Below are 21,339 nucleotides of genomic sequence, written 5' to 3' on the forward strand. Positions count from 1 at the left end.
GGCCCGATAGGGGTGGGCTAATCGTCGTCCCCACCCCCGATTGCCATGCTGATCAACGCGTCGGTGTCCAGCTCGTCGATCGTGTCCTCGTCCACCGCGGACGATTCCAGCTCCTCGTCGGCGACGGCCTGTTCCGGGATCTGGATGCCCGCCAGTTCGAGCAGTCCGTCGAGCAGGCCGGCCGAACGCAGCCGCTCCAGCGGGATCGCCGCCAGCGCGTCACGGATTCCCTGGTCCGACAACGGTTCCGGCTCGGCCTCGGCCGGGGCCAGTTCGGCGACCAGATGCTCGGCGAGGATCCGCGGCGTCGGGTAGTCGAAGATCAGGCTGACGGGCAGCTTCAGGCCGGTGACGAGGCTGAGCTTGTTGCGGAACCCGGTGGCGGACAAGGAATCGAAGCCGACCTCGTTGAACGAGCGGTCCGCTTCCACCGCCTCCGGACCGGCGTGCCCGAGCAGCGTCGCCGCGTGCGTGCGCACCAGGGTGAGCACGGTCGGCACCCGCTTGCCCGGCGGGAGCGCGCCGAGTTTCTGCGCGAGCGATTCGGTGTCCTCCACGGCGTCCTGAGCCGCGCGTCGGCCGCGAGAGCCGGCGAGTTCGCGCAGGACGGCCGGGAGGTCGTCGTCGCCCGAGGACGCCAGTACGCGAGTGTCCAGCGCGATCGGCACGAGCAGCGGCTCGGGCGAACCCGCTGCCGCGTCCAGCAATCGCAAACCGTCCTCAGTGGACAGCGCGGTGATGCCGGTTTCGCCGATGCGGTGGGCGTCCGCGTCCTCCAGTGCCGCGCCCATGCCGCCGCCCCACAGGCCCCAGGCGAGCGACGAGCCCGCGAGACCCTCGCGTCGGCGGCGGACCGCCAGCGCGTCGAGGTAGGCGTTCGCCGCGGCGTAGCTGCCCTGCCCCGGTGCGCCGAGCACGCCGGCGGCCGAGGAGAAAAGGACGAACGCGGTCAGGTTGCGGTCGCGGGTCAGCTCGTCGAGCGTGGCCGCGGCGTCGGCCTTCGGGCGCAGGACGTTGTCGAGACGTTCTGGAGTAAGGGAAGTCAGCACCCCGTCGTCCAGGACGCCGGCTGCGTGCACGACTCCGCGCAGATCGATTCCGTCCAGCAGCGCGGAAACCGCGGCACGGTCTGCCACGTCGCAGGCGGCGAGCGTGACTTCGGCACCGAGTCCGGCCAGTTCGTCCCGCAGGTCCGTCGCGCCCGGTGCTTCCGCGCCGCGACGGCTGACCAGCAGCAGGTTCCGCACGCCGTGTTCAGTCACCAGGTGTTTCGCGACCGCCCCGCCGAGCGCACCGGTAGCGCCGGTGATCAGCATCGTGCCGTTGGGATCCCAGACCGGGGCGGCTGCCGCGTCAACGGCCCGCTGCAGGCGTGGCACCAGTACCGCTCCGGCGCGGAGAGCGACCTGCGGTTCGTCCGACGCCGACACCGCGGCCAGAGTGCGGCCGCTAGGGGTACCGGTGCCGAGGTCGACCAGGGTGATCCGGTCCGGATGCTCGGCCTGCGCCGAACGGACCAGTCCGGCAACCGCGGCTCCGACCGGGTCGGGGCTTTCCTCCGCGTCGGCCGCGACCGCGCCTCGGGTGACCACCAGCAGGGAGCCTTCCGGACGGCTGAGGAACGTCTGGAGTTCGCCGAGGACCCGGTGCAGTTCCGCGTGCACGTCGTTGCCCGCGGAGGGCAGCACGACCAGACCGGACGCGTCGCCGATGCTGGGCGCGGCGGTGGCGCCGAGGGCCTCGGTGAGGCCGAACGGGTCGTCGCCGACCACGGTCCAGTCGGTGACCTCGGCGACCGCGTCGAGGTCGGTTTGCTCCCACGCGAGGCGGAACAGCGACTCCGCGCCACCGGTTTCGGCGGCTCGCGGCTGTGCCGACATCGGGCGCAGCAGGAGCGAATCCACCGAAGCGACCGGCGCGCCGGTGCCGTCTGCGATCTTCAGTGCTGCCGCACCCGAGCCGATCTGCTTGACGTGCACCCGCAGCGTCGTCGCGCCGACTGCGTGCAGCCGGACGCCTTCCCACGCGAACGGGAGCGCCGGTTCGTCCCCGACCGCGCCGGAGACGCCGATGGTGTGCAAGGCGGCGTCGAGGACGGCCGGGTGGATGCCGTAGCGGTCCACATCGGACACCGATGCGGGCAGCTGGATCTCCGCGAACGCTTCCCCGTCGCCCTTCCAAGCGGCGACAAGACCGCGGAACGCCGGACCGTACGCGAGACCGTCGGCGGCCAGTTCCTCATACGTGCCATCGAGTTGCACCTGCTCGGCAGCGGGCGGCCACGCGGAGAGATCGAACCTCTCCGACTTGCCCGCCTTGGCGAGACGGCCGGTGGCGTGCCGGGTCCACGGGACGCCGTCCGCCGCGCCTTCAGGGCGCGAGTGGACAGTGAACGCGCGAACGCCGTTCTCCGCGGCGTCGAGTGCGAACTGCACGCGGACGCCGGTCCGCTCCGGGACCACCAGCGGGTACTCCAGGGTCAGTTCGTCCAGGCGCGGGCATCCGGCCTCGTCCCCAGCGCGGATCGCCATTTCGACGAAACCGGTGCCGGGGAACAGGATCGAGCCGCCGACGACGTGATCGGCCAGCCACGGGTGCGTGCCGACAGAAAGGCGTCCGGTGAACAGGAGACCTTCCGCACCGGCCAGCTCCGTCGCGGTGCCGAGCAGCGGGTGGTCTTCCTGACCCGGGGCAGCCGCAGTGCTCTCCAGCCAGTAACGCTGGCGCTGGAACGGATACGTCGGCACCGGCACCGGGTGCGCGCCGGTCGGTGCGTAGATCGCCGACCAGTCGACGTCGACGCCGCTGACGTGCAGCTGCGCGACCCCGGTCAGCGCGGCGACCGCTTCGTCCTGCTCCTTGTGCAGCAGCGAGGCGAGCACGAGACCGTCCGGACGCTCGTCGAGGCAGGCGTCGGTCATCGCGGTGAGCGTGGTGTCCGGACCCAGTTCGAGGAACCGGGTCACGCCGTCCGCCGCGGCCCGGGTGACCGCGTCGCGGAACTGCACGCCTGCGCGGACCTGGTTCACCCAGTATTCCGGCGAGGTCAGGTCGGCCGGGCCGCCGGTGACGGTGGAGATGATCGGGATCCTCGGTTCCGCATAGGACAGTCCTTCCGCGACAGTGCGGAACTCGGCGAGCATCGGGTCCATCAGTCGCGAGTGGAACGCGTGCGAGACGCGGAGTTGCTTGGTGCGCTCGAACTTCGTCGCTACCTCGGCAACCGCTTCCGCGGCACCGGAGATCACGACTGCCGCCGGACCGTTCACTGCGGCAATGTCCACAGTGTCCCCGGCGGCTTCGCGAACTGCCTCGGGAGTTCCGTCGATCGCGACCATCGCGCCTCCGGTCGGCAGTGCTTGCATCAGCGCACCGCGGGCGACCACGAGCTTCGCCGCGTCAGCCAGCGAGAACACGCCTGCGCAGTGTGCGGCGGCGAGTTCGCCGATCGAGTGGCCAGCGAGCAGGTCCGGCTTGACGCCCCAGGACCGGACCGTGCGGAACAGCGCGACTTCCAGTGCGAACAGCGCCGGTTGCGTCCAACGGGTCTCGTCGAGGCCGTCGCCGCTTTCGATCACTTCGCGCAGCGGCCGGTCGAGGTGCTTGTCGAGTGCGGCGCATACCTCGTCATAGGCATCGGCGAACGCCGGGTACCGCGCCGCCAACTGCGTGCCCATCTGCGCTCGCTGCGAACCCTGGCCCGCGAACAGGAACGCGGTTCGGCCGCTGCCGGTGGCGATACCGCGGACGACGCCGCGGGCGTCCTCTTCGTCGACCAGTGCTGCTAGGCCGCGCACAAACTGCGGCGAACGGCTGCCGATCAACACTGCCCGGCGGTCGAACGCACTGCGCGCGGTCGCCAGCGAGAGGCCGATGTCGGCGAGGCTGCCTTCCGGCTCTTCGTCCACATAGGCCATCAACTGCTCGGCCTTGGCCCGCAACGCGGCCGCGCCGCGACCGGAGACCGGCCAGGCGACCGGACCGTCGTACTCCGGACCAGTCGAGGCGGTGACCTCGCGACGGTCGCCTTCCTCCAGAATGACGTGCGCGTTCGTGCCGCTCACGCCGAAGGACGAGACACCGACGCGTCGGGTGTGGCCGTTCGGCAGCCATTTCACCGGCTCCGCCAGCACCCGGACGGCACCCGTGGACCAGTCGATCTCGCTTGACGGCTTGCCCACGTGCAGCGTCGCGGGGAGTTCCCCGTGCCGCATCGCCTCGATCATCTTGATCACGCCTGCCGCACCCGCGGCGGCCTGCGTGTGTCCGATGTTCGACTTCACCGATCCGATCCACAATGGACGGTCCGCCGACGTCTGCGTGCCGTAAGTGGCCAGCAGTGCCTGGACTTCGATCGGGTCGCCGAGCTTCGTACCGGTGCCGTGTGCCTCAACGGCGTCTACTTCGGACGGTTCCAGGCCGGCGTCGGCCAGCGCGGCGCGGATCACCCGCTGCTGCGCGGGGCCGTTCGGCGCGGTCAGGCCGTTCGAGGTGCCGTCCTGGTTTACCGCGCTGCCCTTGAGGATCGCGAGCACCGGGTGACCGTTGGCGCGGGCGTCGGACAGACGTTCCAGCACCAGGACGCCGACGCCTTCGGACCAGGTGGTGCCGTCGGCGTCGTCCGAGAACACTTTGCACCGGCCGTCGGCCGCGAGGCCCTGCTGACGGCTGAATTCCACAAAGGTCTCCGGCGTGGCCATCACCGTGACGCCGCCGGCCAGCGCGAGCGAGCAGTCGCCGCCGCGCAGTGCCTGCGCCGCCATGTGCATCGCGACCAGCGAGGACGAGCACGCGGTGTCGACGGACACGGCCGGGCCCTCGAGGCCGAGGGTGTAGGAAACCCGGCCGGTGACGATGGAACCGGCGCTGTTCGCGCCCACGTAGTCGTGGTACTGGACGCCCGCGTACACACCGGTCGGGCTGCCCTTGAGCGAGACCGGGTCGATCCCCGACCGCTCCAGCGCTTCCCAGGACGCTTCGAGCAGCAACCGCTGCTGCGGGTCGATCATCGGCGCTTCCTTCGGCGAGACGCCGAAGAACGTCGGGTCGAAGTCACCCGCGTCGTAGACGAATCCGCCGCGTGCGACGTAGGTCGTGCCGGGGCGGCGGCCGGTCGGGTCGAGCAGGCCGTCGATGTCCCAGCCGCGGTCGGCCGGGAAGTCTCCGATCCCCTCGCGGCCGTTCGCCACCAGTTCCCACAACTGTTCCGGCGAAGCGACGCCACCCGGCAGCCGGCAGGCCATGCCGACGATCGCGATCGGCTCCGCCGAGTTGTCCTTAGCGGACACTGTGGCGATCTCTGCTGAAGTGCCGGCCAGTTCGTCGAGCAGGTACGCGGCGAGCGCGGTCGGCGTGGGGTGGTCGAAGATCAACGTCGCGGGCAGTCGCCGGCCGGTGGCCGCGGTGAGGCCGTTGCGGAGTTCGATCGCGGTCAGCGAGTCGAAGCCGAGCGACTGGAACTGCGCCGACGGCTCGATCTCGTGCGCCGCGCGGTAACCGAGCACGGTGGCGGCGTGACCGCGTACCAGTTCCAGCACCGCGTCGCGACGGTCTTCCGCCGGCAGTCCCAGCAGTCGTGCCGCGAAGGAGTCCACTGAGGACTCGGCAACGGCGGCGACCCGGCGGGTGGCGCGGCCGACGAGTTGCTCCAGCGTGCGCGGGAGCCGGTCGAGTTTGCGCAGCACCGGCAGGTCGAGCTTCGCCGGGACTGCGGTCGGCTTGCGGACGGCGATGGCGCGGTCGAACATCGCCAGCCCCTCCGCAGTGGACAGTGGCACGATGCCGCTGGCCGCCAGCCGCTGCACCTCCTCTTCGTTGAGCGTGCCGCCCATGCCGCCGACCTCGCCCCACAGGCCCCAGTCCAGCGACAGACCCGGCAGGCCGTGCGCTACACGGTGCGAGGCGAGAGCGTCGAGGTACGCGTTGGCTGCGGCGTAGCTGCCCTGGCCGGGCGCGCCGAGGACGCCGGAGACCGACGAGAACAGCACGAACGCGGACAACGCGGTTTCGCGGGTGAGTTCGTGCAGGTTCAGCGCACCGTCGACCTTCGGGGCGAGCACCGCGTCGACCCGCTCGGGAGTCAACGCGGTGACCACACCGTCGTCGAGAACGCCAGCGGCGTGCACGACCGCGGTCAGCGGGTTCTCCTCGGGCAGCGACGCCAGCACGCTGGCCAGCGCCTCGCGGTCGGCGACGTCGCAGCGCTCCAGCCGGACGTCGACCTCGCTTTCGCGCAGCTCAGCGGCCAGTTGGTCGAGCGCGGGCGTAATCCGGCGGCTGAGCAGCAGCAACCGGCGGACGCCGTGCTCGGCGACCAGGTGCCGGGCGAGCTTTCCGCCCAGCGCGCCGGACGCGCCGGTGACCAGCACCGTGCCGTGCGGGCAGAAGTACGGCCGTTCCAGCTCCGGCGTAGTGCGGACCAGCCGCGGCACCAGGACCGTGCCGAGGCGGACCGCCGCCTGTGCCTCGCCCGAGGCCAGGACCTGCGGCAACACTGCTTCCGGAGTGGTTTCGGCGTCGAGGTCGAGCAGGACGAAAGCGTCCGGGTTTTCCTCCTGCGCGGAGCGGACCAGGCCCCAGACCGCGGAGGCGGCGAGGTCGGTGACGTCCCCGGCGGCCGGGACCGCGCCGCGAGTGACGACGACGAGCCGGGCGTCCGACGGATGTTCCTCGGACAGCCAAGACTGCAACGCGGCGAGCACCCGGTGCGTCAGCTCATGGGTCTCCGCTGCGGTGCCGGATTCGCCGATGCACTCCAGAATCTGCGCCTCGGCAGTGTCCACAGTGGCTTCGAGGTCCGCGGACCGCTGCCATTCGATCCGGTACAGCGGAGCGGCCTGCTCGGCGACCGGTGCGGTGAACGCGCGGAACACCGTCTCGGCGACCGTCGCGACCGGGGCGCCGGTCGGGTCGGCGAGGGCGATCTTGAAACCGTCCTCTGTGGTCGGGGTGAACCGCACGCGTAGCGCGGACGCGCCGGTGGCGTGCAGCTCGACCCCGGTCCAGCAGAACGGAACCCGGCCGACTCCGCCGTCGCCGCCACCGGCGACGCGGAGCGCGTGGGTGCAGGCGTCGAGCGCGGCCGGGTGCAGGCCGAAGCGGTCAGCGTCGCTGTCCTCCGGCAGCGCGACTTCAGCGAAGATCTCGCCGTCGCGCTGCCAGACTGCTTGCAGGGAGTGGAACAGCGGACCGTACGTGAGGCCGGTGTCGGCGAAATCGTCGTACAGGCCGTCGATGGCGACCGACTCCGCACCGGCGGGCGGCCATTCGGTCAGCTCGGTGCCGCCGTTGGCCGACTGCGGGGCGACGCTGCCGCTCGCGTGCAGGGTCCAGTCCGCGTCCTCGTCTTCGGGTCGCGAGTGGACAGTCACCGAACGGACGTCGCGCTCCCCCGCCGCGCCGACGGTGACCTGCACCTGGATGCCGCCGCGGGCGGGCAGGACGAGCGGGCTGCCGAGGGTCAGTTCCTCGATCCGGCCAGTGCCGACCTGGTCGCCGGCACGGACGACCAGTTCCAGGAACGCCGTCCCGGGCACGGTCACCGCGTCGCCGAGCTGGTGTTCGGCCAGCCACGGGTGCGTTTCGACGGACAGCCTGCCGGTGAGCACGACGCCGTCGGTGTCGGCGAGCGCGACGGCCGCGCCGAGCAGCGGGTGCCCGGCGGACGTCAGCCCAGCGGCGGTGACTTCGTCGCGATTGGCACGGGCGTCGAGCCAGTACCGCTTGCGCTGGAAGGCATACGGCGGCAGGTCGACGCGCTGGGCGCCACGGCCGGCGAAGACCGCGGCCCAGTCCGGGGTCAGTCCGCTGACGAACAGTTCGGCCAGCGCGGTGAGCGCGGCGGCCGGTTCTTCGCGGTCCTTGCGGAGCACCGGAACCACGAGCGCGTCGGACGTCTGGCGGACCAGCGCGGACAGCACGCCGTCCGGACCGACCTCGACGAATCGCCCGACGCCTTGCGCGGCAAGGGTTTCGACTCCGTCGTGGAACCGGACCGCGGCACGGACCTGCCGCACCCAGTAGTCCGCTGCGGACATGTCGACATCCGGGCCGACCGTGGAGACCAGCGGGATTTCCGGCTGCTGGTAGGTCAGGCCGCGAGCCACCGCGGCGAACTCCGCGAGCATCGGCTCCATCAGCGGCGAGTGGAACGCGTGCGACACCTTCAGCTTCGAGGACTTCCGTCCGTCGAACTTCGCCACCACCGCGGCGACCGCGTCTTCGGTGCCGGAAAGCACGACAGAGTCCGGGCCGTTGATCGCGGCGATGCTCACGTCGTCAGTCAGGTTCGGGGCGACCTCGGCCTCGGTCGCCTGCAGCGCCACCATCGAACCGCCGGACGGCAGCGCCTGCATCAGGCTTGCCCGGGCGGCCACCAAGGTGGCGGCGTCGGCCAGCGAGAAGATTCCGGCGACATGGGCGGCGGCGAGTTCGCCGATCGAATGGCCGAGCAGGAAGTCTGGCTTGATCCCCCACGACGCGAGCAACCGGAACAGTGCCACCTCGATCGCGAAAAGCGCGGGCTGGGTGTAGCCGGTTTGGTTGATCAGCCGCGGTTTCTCGAACAGGACCGTCTTGAGCGGACGGTCGAGGCGCCGGTCCAGTTCGGCGCAGACCTCGTCCAGCGCCTCGCGGAAGACCGGGAACGCGGCGGCCAGGGCGGCCCCCATCCCGGCCCGCTGCGCGCCCTGTCCGGAGAACAGGAACGCGGTCAGCCCCTCCACCTGGGGGCTTGTGACGACGTGCGGACTGGCGACGCCGTCCGCGAGGGCTGCGATGGCCTGCTTCGGGTCCGCAGCCAGGACGACCGCGCGGTGCGACAGCGGAGAGCGCGAGGTGGCGAGCGAAAAGCCCAGGTCAAGCGGGGTCGCCGCCGAGAACGCCAGCTGCGCGGCTTGAGCCCGCAGCGCCGCGCTCCCGTGGCCGGCCAGCGGCAGCGGAACCGCGACGCCCTCCGGCCAGCTCGGGGTGACCGGCGCAGCGGCCTCCGCCGCAGGCGCTTCCTCCAGGATGATGTGCGCGTTGGTGCCGCTCACGCCGAACGACGAAACACCCGCGCGACGCGGCCGGTCGCCCGCTGCCCACGGACGTTCGGTGCGCAGCAGCTCGACCGCACCGGAGGTCCAATCGACCTCAGTGGACGGTTCGGTGACGTGCAGCGTGCGCGGCAGCAGACCGTGCCGCATCGCCTGCACCATCTTGATCACACCGCTGACGCCCGCCGCGGCCTGCGCATGGCCGATGTTCGACTTGATTGACCCGAGCCACAGCGGTTCGGTGCGGTCCTGGCCGTAAGTAGCCAGCAATGCTTGTGCCTCAATGGGATCGCCCAGTGTGGTGCCGGTGCCGTGGCCCTCGACAGCGTCCACATCGGACGCCGACAGCCGGGCATTGGCCAGCGCCTGCCGGATCACCCGCTGCTGCGAAGGACCGTTCGGCGCGGTGAGGCCGTTCGAGGCGCCGTCGGAGTTCACCGCGGAGCCGCGGACGACCGCGAGCACCGGGTGTCCGTTGCGCTGGGCGTCGGAAAGCCGTTCCAGCAACAGGGTTCCCGCGCCCTCGGCCCAACCGGTGCCGTCCGCGCTGTCCGAGAACGCCTTGCACCGGCCGTCCGGAGCCAGGCCGCGCTGACGGCTGAAGGCGAGGAACGGACCCGGCCGGGACATCACCATGACGCCGCCCGCCAGCGCGAGCGAACAGTCCCGCTGCCGCAGCGACTGCACCGCCAAGTGCAGCGCCACCAGCGAGGACGAGCACGCGGAGTCGATCGTGACGGCCGGGCCCTCCAGACCGAGCGCGTAGGCGATCCGGCCGGAGATGACCGAGCCGGCGTTGCCGGTGCTCAGGTAGTCCTCGACCTCGCCCGCGAGCACGGACGGCGGCAGCTCGTCGTAGTAATCCTGCCCGCCGCTGCCGACGAACACGCCCACCTGCTGTTTCGCCAGCGAGTGCGGTGCGATGCCGGCCCGCTCGAAGGTCTCCCACGCCAGCTCCAGCACGAGCCGTTGCTGCGGGTCCATCGCGAGCGCCTCGCGCGGCGAGATGCCGAAGAACGGCGCGTCGAACTCGCCCGCGTCGTGCACGAACCCGCCTTCGGAGACGTAGCTCGTGCCGGGGCTGTCCGGGTCGGCGTCGAAGAGCCGGTCCAGCGCCCAGCCGCGGTCGGACGGGAACTCCCCGATCGCGTCGCGGCCCTGTGCGACCAGCTCCCACAGGTCGTCGGCGGACCGGACGCCGCCGGGGTAGCGGCAGCCCATCGCCACGATCGCGATCGGCTCGGATTCGGCGGCCTCGACCGCGCGCAGCCGCGCCCGCGTCTCTTGCAGGTTGGCGGTGACCCGCTTCAGGTAGTCGACCAGCTTGGTTTCGTCGGTCCTGGCTTCGTCAGACATCTGGAGAACCTCTTGTCGCAGAATCAAGGGCGGGTGGTCAGGCGCCGAGCTCGTCGTCGATGAGGGCGAACAGTTCGTCGGTGGTGGCCGCTTCGAGCGCTTCGGAGCCGGATTGGCCGCCCGACAGCGTCTGGTGCAGCGCGGCGACGACCGCCTGCAGCCGGGGCAGGATGCGGGACCGGTCGATCTCCGCGGCGTCGAGCGCGGCGGCCGCCGCTTCGAGCCGGTCGAGCCCGGCCTCGAGCGGGACCTCTGTCTCGCCCGCGCACAGCTGGCTCCACAGGTGCTCGGCCAGCGCCTGCGGATTGACGTGGTCGAACGCGACCGTGGCGGGCAGCTTCAGGCCGGTGCCCGCGCCGAGCCGGTTGCGCAGGTCGACCGCGGTCACCGAGTCGAAGCCGAGTTCCTTGAAGGCCCGCGCGGGTTCCACCGCGCCGCCGTCGTCGTACCCGGCCACTGCGGCGACCTCGCCGCGCACCAGGTCCAGCACGGTCCGGCGCTGTTCGGCCGGGCTCAGCGAGGCCAGCCGGGCGGCGAGGTCGCCCGCGCCCGCCGGTTCGGCTTCGGTCGCCTCGGCCGCGGCCTCGGGGATGCCGCGCAGCAGCGGACGGGGCCGGGCGAGCTGGTAGACCGGCGCGAACGCGGTCCAGTCGATGTCCGCGACGACCAGCTGGGACTCGTCGTGGTCGAGCGCCTGGCCGAGGGCTTCGACGGCCAGCCGCGGGTCCATCTCGGCCAATCCCATGCGGCGCAGCAGATCGCTCGCGTCCGCGTCGACCATGCCGCCCCCGCCCCAGGAACCCCAGGCCACCGCGGTCGCGGTACGCCCGGCCGCGCGCCGGCGGCGGGCCAGCGCGTCGAGGTAGGCGTTGCTGGCGCCGTAGGCGGGCTGGCCGGAGGTGCCCCACACGGCGGCGCCGGAGGACATCAGGACGAACGCGTCGAGTTCGGTGTCGCCGAGCAGCCGGTCGAGCAGGGCGGCCCCGGTGACCTTCGCCCGGATCGCGGCGGTGAACTCCTCCGGTGTGACGTCGACCAGCGCGGGTTCGCGGGTCAGCACCCCGGCGGCGTGCACCACTGCGGTCGGCGGGTGTTCTGCGAGCAGTTCGGACAGCGCTGTCTCGTCGGCAACGTCGCAGGCCACGACGGTGACGCGAGTGCCGGACAGCTCTTCGACCAGCTCACGCGCGCCTCCGGCGTCGAGGCCGCGACGGCTGGTCAGCACCAGGTGTTCCGCGCCCCGTCCGGCGAGCCAGCGCGCGACGTGGCCGCCGACCGCGCCGGTGCCGCCGGTGATGAGCACGGTGCCGCGCGGCTGCCACGGCTCGGCGGCGTCCGGGCCGAGCGGAGCGTGCACCATGCGCTTGGCGAACACTCCGGACGGCCGGATCGCGACCTGGTCCTCGTCGTTGATGCCGGACACGATGGCGGCCAGCTTCGCCGCATCGGACGCGCCGGTGACGTCGACCAGACCGCCCCAGCTGCCAGGCTGGTCCAAGGCGACCACGGTGCCGAGGCCCCACACCGAAGCGGCTTCGGGGTCGGCATCGGAGAAGGCGTCGACCGCGACCGCGCCTCGGGTGACAACCCACGCCGGAGCGTCGATCTCGTTGTCCCGCAGGGCTTGCAGCAGCGCGATGGTGTTGAGCGTCGGGTTCTCGTCGAAGGCGAGCAACGACAGGACACCGTCGAACGGACGGACTGCGGTCGCCTCGCCGAGCAGCTCGGCCAACGCTGTGCGGGTGTGGTCGGCGGCGACCAGGCGGACGACGTCGCCCTGCTCGGCCAGTGCGTCCGCCAGGTCGGCTGCCTGCGGGACCCCGGCGGGGACGACGACCAGCCAGCTGCCGGTGAGTCCGCTGGTCACGCCGGACAGCGGGGACCACGACACGCGGTACCGCCACGAGTCCACCGTGGACAGTTCGGTGCGGCGGCTGTGCCAGGCGGCCAGTGCCGGGACGACCTCGGCGAGCGGACCGGCGCCGACGCCGAGCCGGGCGGCGAGCGCGTCGACGTCGCCGCCGGTCACGTCCTGCCAGAACTCCTGGTCGGCTGCCGGGACTGAGCTTTCCGCGGTCGCGGTTTCCTCTTCGTGCCAGAAACGCTTGTGCTGGAACGGATAGGTCGGCAGGTCGGCGATCCGGCCGCCGGGGACCAGCGAGAGCCAGTCGACCGAGCCGCCGCGGACGGAGTACTCCGCCATCGACGTCGCGAACCGGGTCAGACCGCCCTCGTCGCGGCGCAGCGTGCCGGCGACCGAGCCGGGGTGGCCGGTTTCGTCCAGCGTCTCCTGGATGCTCATCGCCAGCACCGGATGCGGGCTGATCTCGATGAAGCGCGTGTAGCCGGCCTCGGCGAGCTGCGCGACGACCGGCGCGAACCGGACCGTGCGGCGCAGGTTCGCGAACCAGTAGGCGGCGTCCACAGTCGACTCGCCGACCGCGTCGAGGGTGACCGTGGAGGTCATCGCGACCTCGCCGCGCCTCGGCTGGATCGGGCCGAGGTCGGCGAGCAGCCGGTCCGAAAGGTGTTCGACGTGCGCCGAGTGCGACGCGTAGTCCACCGGGACCAGCTTCGCGCGGAAGCCTTCGGCGACTAGCTGATCACGCAGTTCTTCAAGGGCTTCGGTGTCGCCGGACAGCACGGCGGACGTCGCGCCGTTGTCGGCCGCGACCGAGATCCGGCCGTCCCAGGCGCCGAGCCGCTCTTCCAGTTCGGTCGCCGGGAGACCTGCCGCCAGCATGCCGCCCCCGCGTCCGCCGAGGACGTCGCCGATTGCCTTGCTGCGCAGCGCGACCACCAACGCACCGTCCTCAAGCGACAGTGCACCCGAGACAGTCGCGGCGGCGATCTCGCCCTGCGAGTGGCCGATCACCATGTCCGGCTCGACACCGTGCGCACGCCACAGCGCGGCCAGCGAAACCATGACCGCCCACAGCATCGGCTGCACGACATCGACCCGGTCAGCCGGCGGAGTACCCGGTTCGCCGCGCAGGACCTCGATGACCGACCAGCCGGTGAACTTCCGCAGCGCGGTGTCGCATTCGGACATCCGGGCGGCGAAGACCGGGGACTGCTCGATGAGGTCGAGCGCCATGCCAGTCCACTGTGAACCCTGGCCGGGGAACACGAAGACAGTCCGTCCGCGCACGTCCGCGGCACCGGTGATCACGTCCGGACGGGAGGTGCCGGAAGCCAGCGCGCGCAACGCTTCCTCGGCCTGCTCGCGGTCCTGCGCCACTACCACCGCACGGTGGTCCAGCGGTGCGCGGCCGGTGACGAGCGTGTGCACGATGTCGGCGAGGTCATTGTCCACTGGTGCCAGTTGCCCAGCGGACTCAGCCAGCGCGGCCGGAGTCTTCGCCGACAGGGCCAGCGGGTAGACCGGAGCCGGTGCTGTGGCGGCTTCCTCGGCGGCCGGAGCCTGTTCCAGGATCACGTGCGCGTTCGTCCCGCTCACCCCGAACGACGACACCGCCGCCCGCCGCGGCCGGTTCACCTCGGGCCACGCCTGCGGTTCGGTGAGCAGTTCGACCGCGCCGGAGGTCCAGTCGACGTGCTTCGACGGCGTCCCGACGTGCAGCGTCTTCGGCAGCCGGGCGTGCTGCAGCGCCTGTACCATCTTGATCACGCCCGCGACCCCGGCGGCGGCCTGCGGATGGCCCATGTTCGACTTGATCGAGCCGAGCAGCAACGGCGCACCGCTGCTGCGCTGTCCGTAGGTTTCCAGCAGCGACTGGGCTTCGATCGGGTCGCCCAACGCGGTTCCCGTGCCGTGTGCCTCGACAGCGTCCACATCGGACACCGAAAGCCCAGCATCGACGAGCGCGGCTTCGATCACGCGAACCTGGGAAGGACCGTTGGGCGCAGAGAAACCGTTGCTGGCTCCGTCCTGGTTTACCGCCGAGCCACGCAGCAGAGCGAGCACACGGTGCCCGTTGCGCTGTGCGTCGGAGAGCCGCTCCAGGACCAGTACGCCGACGCCTTCCGCCCAAGAGGTGCCGTCCGCGTCGTCGGAGAACGACTTGCTCCGGCCGTCCGCCGCGAGGCCGCGGCGGCTGCAGAAGTCCACGAACATCTCCGGCGTGCCCATCACCGCGACGCCGCTGGCCAGCGCGAGCGTGCAGTCGCCGCGCCGCAGCCCCTGAGCCGCTATGTGCAGCGCGACCAGCGAGGACGAGCACGCGGTGTCCACCGACACCGACGGTCCTTCGAGACCGAGTGTGTAGGAAACCTGGCCGGACACGAGGCTGCCGTCCGGACTGCCGCCGCTGTAGTCGTGGTACATCACGCCCGCGTAGACGCCGGTCGGGCTGCCCTTGAGCCCGTGCGGGTCGAGGCCTGCGCGCTCGAAGGCCTCCCACGACGCTTCGAGCAGGATCCGCTGCTGCGGGTCGGCGCGGCGGGCGTCGCGCGGGCTGATGCCGAAGAACTCGGCGTCGAAATCCGCTGCGTTGTAAAGGAAACCGCCGTGCCGGGTGTAGGTCTTGCCAGGCCGCTCCGGCGTCGGGTCGTAAACGCCCTCGATGTCCCAGCCGCGGTCGGCGGGGAACTCCCCGATCGCGTCGCGGCCCTCGTCGACGAGGTCCCACAGGTCGTCCGGCGTCCGCACGCCCCCGGGGTAGCGGCAGCTCATGCCGATGATGGCGATCGGCTCGGTGTCGCGCGCCTCCAGTTCGTGCAGCCGGCGGCGGGCCTGCTTCAGATCGGCGGTCGCACGCTTCAGGTAGTCGCGGAGCTTGTCCTCGTTGCTCATGGTCTGCCCGTTCATGAGATGCCCAATTCGTCGTCCAGGACGGCAAACAGCTCGTCGTCGGTGGCCTCGTCCAGATCGGCTTCGGTTGCGGCTCCGGCGTGCGCGTCGGCCCACTTGCGCACCAAGGCGTCCAGCCGCGCGGCGACCTTGGCGGTCGACCCGTTCAGCGTTCCGGCCGCGCCGCCGAGGAGGGTTTCCAGCCGGTCGATCTCGCTGAGCAGCGGTTCGGCCGGGCCGCGGCCCACGCCGAGCAGCTCGTGCAGCCGCCGCGCCAGCGCGGCCGGAGTCGGATGGTCGAACACGATGGTCGCGGTCAGCTTGAGCCCGGTGCGCGCGCCGAGCTGGTTGCGCAGTTCGACGGAGGTGAGGGAGTCGAAACCCATCTCCTGGAACGCGCGTTCCGGCTCGACCGCCGTGGCGCCGGCGAAGCCGAGGATCGCCGCGACCTGCTCCGACACCACACCGAGCAGGTACGCCTCGCGCTCGGCCTCGGGGACGGTCGCCAGCCGGGTCGCGGGCGCCGGAGTCTTCTTGACCGCACGGCGCACCATGCCCCGGAGCACTGGGGGCAGGTCGTCGGTCCGCGCGCGGAGTGCGGACTGGTCCAAACGGACCGGGGCGAGCACGGGTTCGGACGAGGCGAGACAGGCGTCCAGCAGCGCGAGGGCTTCGGCGGTCGCCATCGGCGGCGTGCCCAGCCGACGAAGGCGGCGGAAGTCCGCTTCGGACAGTTCGCCCGCCATGCCGCCGTCTTCGGACCACGCGCCCCAGCACAGCGAGGTCGCCGGAAGTCCTTGTGCCCGACGGTGTTCGGCCAGTTCGTCCAGGAACGCGTTCGCCGCGGCGTACCCGGCCTGCCCGGCGGCGAGGATCGTGCTGGCGGCAGACGAGAACAGGACGAACGCGTCGAGGTCGCTCGTCAGCTCGTGCAGGTTCCAGGCGCCGTCGACCTTCGGGGCGAAGACGCGGGCGGTCTCCTCCTCGGTGAGCGTCTCGACGCGACCGGCCGACGGCACGCCCGCCGCGTGGATGACCGCGGAGAGCGGGCCGACCTTGGCGAGGAGGTTCCGCACGGACTCCGCGTCAGTGACGTCGCAGCTCTCGACCGCGACGGTCGCGCCGAGTGTGGTCAGCTCATCGCGCAGCTCGGACGCCCCGGGTGCGTTCGCTCCTCTGCGGCTGGTCAGCACGAGGTTCCGTACGCCGTGCTTGGTCACCAGGTGCCGGGCGACGACCGCGCCGAGTCCGCCGGTACCACCGGTGACCAGCGCCTTGTCCCAGTTCAGCTCGGTCGGTTCCGCGGCGACGGTGGCGAAGCGCGGAGTGAAGACCTGGCCGTCGCGGACCGCCGTTTCGGGTTCGCCGGTGGGCAACGCCGCTTCCGGATCGCCGTCGACCAGCGCGAACCGGCCGGGGTTTTCCGCCGCGGCCGCGCGGACGAGTCCCCAGGCCGAGGCCAGCGCCGGGTCGACGTCCTCGCCGTGCACGGACACCGCACCGCGTGTGACCACCGCGAGCCGGCCGTCGCCGTCGAGCGTTTCCTGGATCGCGGAGCGCACCTTCGCGGCGACGGCACGCGCTGCCTCCGGTACTCGACACTCCGGAGTGGACACTTCAAGGATCCGGAAGTCGTGCTGCTCACCGGTGTTCGCGACGGGCTCCCAAGTGACGCGGTACAGCGCGTCCTTCGCCGGGGCCAGCTTCAGCGCCCGCGCGGCGAGTGCCTCGACGGTAAGCACCGGGCCGCCGGTGGCATCCGCGATCTGCAGGGTGATCGCGTCGGTGCCCGCCGGGGCGACGCGGACTCGCAGCGACGATGCGCCCGGCGAGTGCACCGTGGTGCCGCTGAACGAGAACGGCAGCATCGGTTCGGCACCGCCTTCGGGAGCCGGGCCGAGGAGTTGCGCGTGCATGGCAGCGTCGAGCAGGGCGGGGTGAACGCCATAGTCGCGTGCCTCGGCACCGTCGGGCAGCGAGACCTCCGCGTAGATGACGTCGCCGTCCTGCCACATCGCTTGCAGGCCCTGGAAAGCCGGGCCGTAGTCGTAGCCCAAGGCGGCAAGGGTCGCGTACGGGTCGTCCAGCTCGACCTTGGCGGCACCGGCGGGCGGCCATTCGGTGAGGTCGAATGACGGTGGTTCCGCAGTCGGGGCAACGAAACCGCTCGCGTGGCGGGTCCAGGATCCGGCGCTGTCTTGTCGCGAGTGGACGGTTACGGCGCGGCGGCCGTTCTCGTCCGGTCCTTCGACGGAGACCTGGAGCGATGCGCTTTCAGTAAGGGTGAGCGGTGCTTCGAGGGTGAGCTCCTCGATGTGTGCGCATCCGGCCTCATCGGCGGCGCGGTGCACCAGCTCGACAAACGCCGTTCCAGGAACCAGAACCGTGCCGAGGACGACGTGGTCGGCGACCCAGCCGACGCTGCTGGCGGACAGCCGGCCGGTGAGCACCACGGCGTCGGTCTCCGGCAGGCGGACGACGGAGCTCAGCATCGGGTGTTCGGCGGGCTGCTGACCGTGCTCAGTCGCGTCGCCGCTGGTCGTGTCGGCAGGGAGCCAGTAACGAGTGCGGCGGAAGGCGTAGGTCGGCACCTCCACGCGGCGCGCGCCCGGGTAGAACGCGGTCCAGTCGACCGGGACGCCGCGGGCGTGCAGCGTCGCGAAGGCGGTGACCGCCGTGACCGCTTCTCCTCGGTCCTTACGCAGGGCCGGGACGAACGCGAGAATGTCGTCGTCGAATCCGTTCTGCGCAGCGGCGGTGAGCACCGCGGACGGTCCAATCTCGACAAACGTCCGGACGCCTTCGTCCACCAGAGTCTGGACCCCAGCGTGAAACCGGACTGCGGCGCGCACCTGGCGCACCCAGTAGTCCGGAGTGGACAGATCCTCGTCGGCACCGACCGTGGAGACGATCGGGATCTGCGGCTTCGCGTAGGTGAGTTTCTCGGCTGCGACGGCGAATTCCGCGAGCATCGGCTCCATCAGCGGCGAATGGAACGCGTGCGACACCTTGAGCTTCGAAGACTTCCGTCCGTCGAACTCGGCCACCACTTTCGAAACAGCCTCTTCAGTGCCGGAGAGGACCACCGAGTCCGGGCCGTTGATCGCGGCGATGCTGACCTGAGCGGTCAGGTGCGGCGTGACCTCGTCCTCGGTCGCCTGCAGCGCCACCATCGATCCGCCGGGCGGCAGCGCCTGCATCAGCCGCGCCCGCGCACCGACCAGCGACGCCGCGTCCGCGAGCGAGAGAATCCCGGCAACGTGCGCGGCAGCCAGTTCGCCAATCGAATGGCCGAGCAGGAAGTCCGGCTTGATCCCCCACGACGCGAGCAGCCGGAACAGCGCGACCTCGACCGCGAACAACGCGGGCTGCGTGAAGCCAGTGCGCTCCAGTTCGGCGGCATCATCGAGGACTGTCTTCAGCGGACGGTCCAAGTGCGGGTCGAGTTCGGCGCACACAGCGTCGAAAGCCTCGGCGAACACCGGGTACTTCGCGGCGAGTTCGCTGCCCATCCCCGCGCGCTGTGCACCTTGTCCGGTGAAGAGGAACGCGGTACGGCCGTTGGTGCGACGATCCCGGACTTCGCGCAGCTCATCTCGCGTGGCACCGACGAGCACTGCGCGGTGGTCGAGCATGGACCGGGTGGCGGCCAGGGAGAAGCCGATATCGGTCGGCGAGCCTTCGACAGCCGCGAGTTGCTTCAGCTGAGCGTCGAGCGTGTCGGCGGTGTCCGCGGACACCGGCCAGGCAAGCACCGGAACCTCGGCTGGTGCAGCGGCGTCCTCGGCCGGCTCGGCCTGTTCGACAATCACGTGCGCGTTGGTGCCGCTGATCCCGAACGACGACACCGCGGCGCGCCGGGCGCGCCCGGTCTCCGGCCACGGGCGGGCCTCGGTGAGCAGCTCGACCTCGCCAGCCGACCAGTCGACGTGCGGCGAGGGCGCGTCGACGTGCAGCGTCTTCGGCAGCACGCCGTGCCGGATCGCTTCCACCACCTTGATCACGCCGCCGACCCCAGCCGCGGCCTGAGTGTGTCCGATGTTCGATTTGAGCGAGCCCAGCCACAGCGGCTCAGCACGGTCCTGGCCGTAGGTCGCCAGCAGCGCCTGCGCCTCGATCGGGTCGCCGAGCTTCGTGCCGGTGCCGTGGCCCTCGACGAGATCCACGTCCGCCGTGGTCAGCCCGGCGGATTCCAGCGCTTGGCGGATCACTCGCTGCTGTGCCGGTCCATTAGGGACAGTCAGTCCGCTCGACGCGCCGTCGGAGTTCACCGCGGAGCCGCGGATCACGGCGAGCACCTGGTGACCGTTGCGGCGGGCTTCGGAAAGCCGCTCCACCACGAGGACACCCGCGCCTTCGCCCCAGCCCGTTCCGTCGGCCGCGGCGGCGAAGGCCTTGCACCGGCCGTCGTCGGAAAGCCCGCGCTGCTCGGAGAAGTACACGAAAGTTTCGGGAGTGGCCATCACCGTGACGCCGCCGACCAGTGCCAGCGAACAGTCGCCGCGACGGAGAGCCTGCGCTGCCCAGTGGAGCGCGACGAGCGACGACGAGCACGCGGTGTCCACGCTCACCGCCGGGCCCTCAAGGCCGAGCGCGTAAGCGACCCGGCCCGAGACGACGCTGCCGGCGGCCGCGTGCCCGGCGTAGTCGTGGTACATGACGCCGGTGAACACACCGGTTTCGCTGCCGCGCAACGTCTCCGGCACGATCCCGGCGCGTTCCAGGGCGGTCCACGAGGTCTCCAGCAGGATCCGCTGCTGTGCGTCCATGGCGAGCGCCTCGCGCGGCGAGATCCCGAAGAACTCCGGGTCGAATTCCGCCGCGTCGTAAAGAAAACCGGCTTCGCGCGTGTTCGTGGTGCCGGGCCGTTCGCCGGCCGGGTCGTACAGCGTGTCCAGCGGCCAGCCGCGGTCCTCCGGGAAGCCGCCGATGGCGTCGGTTCCGGTGGCGACGAGGTTCCACAGGTCCTCGGGCGACGTGACGCCGCCGGGGTACCGGCAGGCCATGCCGACGATCGCGATCGGCTCGCCGTCGCGCTCGCGCGTTTCCTGCAATGCCCGCTTCGCTTCGCGAAGATCAGTCGTCGCGCGTTTGAGGTAGGCGAGCAGTTTGCGCTCGTTCTCGCCGCCGGACTGGAAGTCGCTACTCACGCCAATCGCCCCGCCTAACCGCGAAAAAGGGTGGAAAGTGCCACGTCGGGAACGCTACCGACGGCGCTGGCGTGCCCCCACCCCTAGCGGCCCCACATTCAGCTGGCCAGGGCGGCGGCGACCGCGCGAGGGGCTGGCAACGCGGCCACCTCCGCGCGCAACGCGTCCGCACCGGCGCGAAGCGTTTCGTCCGTCAGCCGGGAAATCCCTTCCGCCGCACCGGAAATTCCCGCGCCCGCGGCGGTGACGCGAGTGCCGAAAGCAGACTCGGCCAACGACAGCTGCGGCAGCCCGTACGCCACCGCGGCAAGCGCCAACGTCTCGTTACCGTCGTGCACCACTGCCGCACACGTCGGCAACACGGCGGCCGGAGGCGCGGAGTCGACGAGCTTCACCTTCTGCGGCAACGCAAGCCCGGCTGGCAACTCCGCGGCACAAACCAGCTCTGCGTCCACATCGGACAGTACACTGAAGACAGACTCATACCAGGAAGGATCGTCCAGCGACAGGAGAATGCGAGCGCGGCGGGCCTTGCGGCGCAGCCAGTTGGGGATCTCGACCGGACCGAAGTACGGCACGTGCCGCAGCGGGTCGCCTGACGGACCGTTGTCGCGCAACGAAGGCGGCACGAGGTCGAACGTGTGGTCCGCAGCGGCGTCGAGTTCGTCCTGAGGCCCGAGCACGCGAACCGCCTTGGCACCGACCTCGCGGGCGGCGGCGATTCCGGCCGGCGCGTTCGACACCACCACGGCGGGCCGCCACAGCCGCGCGAACTCGGCCAGCGCGGCGGATTCGGTCAGCTCCGCGTCGCCGTCCTCGAGCTCGGCCGCGACGCAGCCGGTACGGAGGATGTCCTCGACGAACGCGGGCCGTCCGGCGATTTTCACGTCGTGCCCGGCGGTCCGGAGCGCCCAGGCGAGCGGCACCAGGGTGTGCAGACGGGCCGTCGAGGACGGCGCGGCCAGGAGTACACGCATGGGGATCACTCCAGATACGACGAAAACCGGGCCGGCCCGGCGTGGACAGTCCGCACGAGACTAACCAC

The 21,339-nt window shown here is 71.3% G+C and carries 3 protein-coding genes and 1 pseudogene; all 4 read right to left on the minus strand.

What is annotated here, in order from left to right:
* Positions 1-17 precede the first annotated feature (17 nt).
* Positions 18-10,391 carry a type I polyketide synthase gene (locus L3Q65_RS26295; protein ID WP_237596934.1) on the minus strand — a complete coding sequence of 3,458 codons (10,374 nt, stop codon included), beginning with the start codon at positions 10,389-10,391 and terminating at the stop codon, positions 18-20.
* A gap of 37 nt (positions 10,392-10,428) precedes the next feature.
* Complete coding sequence (locus L3Q65_RS26300) at positions 10,429-15,174, minus strand: type I polyketide synthase (RefSeq protein WP_370648225.1); 4,746 nt, start codon at positions 15,172-15,174, stop codon at positions 10,429-10,431.
* Positions 15,159-20,267, minus strand: a pseudogene (locus L3Q65_RS26305) (type I polyketide synthase); the annotation flags it as partial. The pseudogene L3Q65_RS26305 and the gene L3Q65_RS26300, both read right to left, overlap by 16 nt.
* 125 nt (positions 20,268-20,392) lie before the next feature.
* A complete protein-coding gene (locus L3Q65_RS26310; protein ID WP_220507162.1) occupies positions 20,393-21,271 on the minus strand; it encodes a nucleotide disphospho-sugar-binding domain-containing protein in 879 nt (292 codons plus the stop codon).
* Positions 21,272-21,339: the final 68 nt, after the last annotated feature.

The sequence above is a fragment of the Amycolatopsis sp. FU40 genome (assembly GCF_021903635.1).
Classification (GTDB): domain Bacteria; phylum Actinomycetota; class Actinomycetes; order Mycobacteriales; family Pseudonocardiaceae; genus Amycolatopsis; species Amycolatopsis dendrobii.

Bases quoted from the DNA above. Each gene is read 5' to 3' on its own strand.
- L3Q65_RS26295 (WP_237596934.1), bottom strand. From the start codon at position 10,391: ATGTCTGACGAAGCCAGGACCGACGAAACCAAGCTGGTCGACTACCTG.
- L3Q65_RS26310 (WP_220507162.1), bottom strand. From the start codon at position 21,271: ATGCGTGTACTCCTGGCCGCGCCGTCCTCGACGGCCCGTCTGCACACC.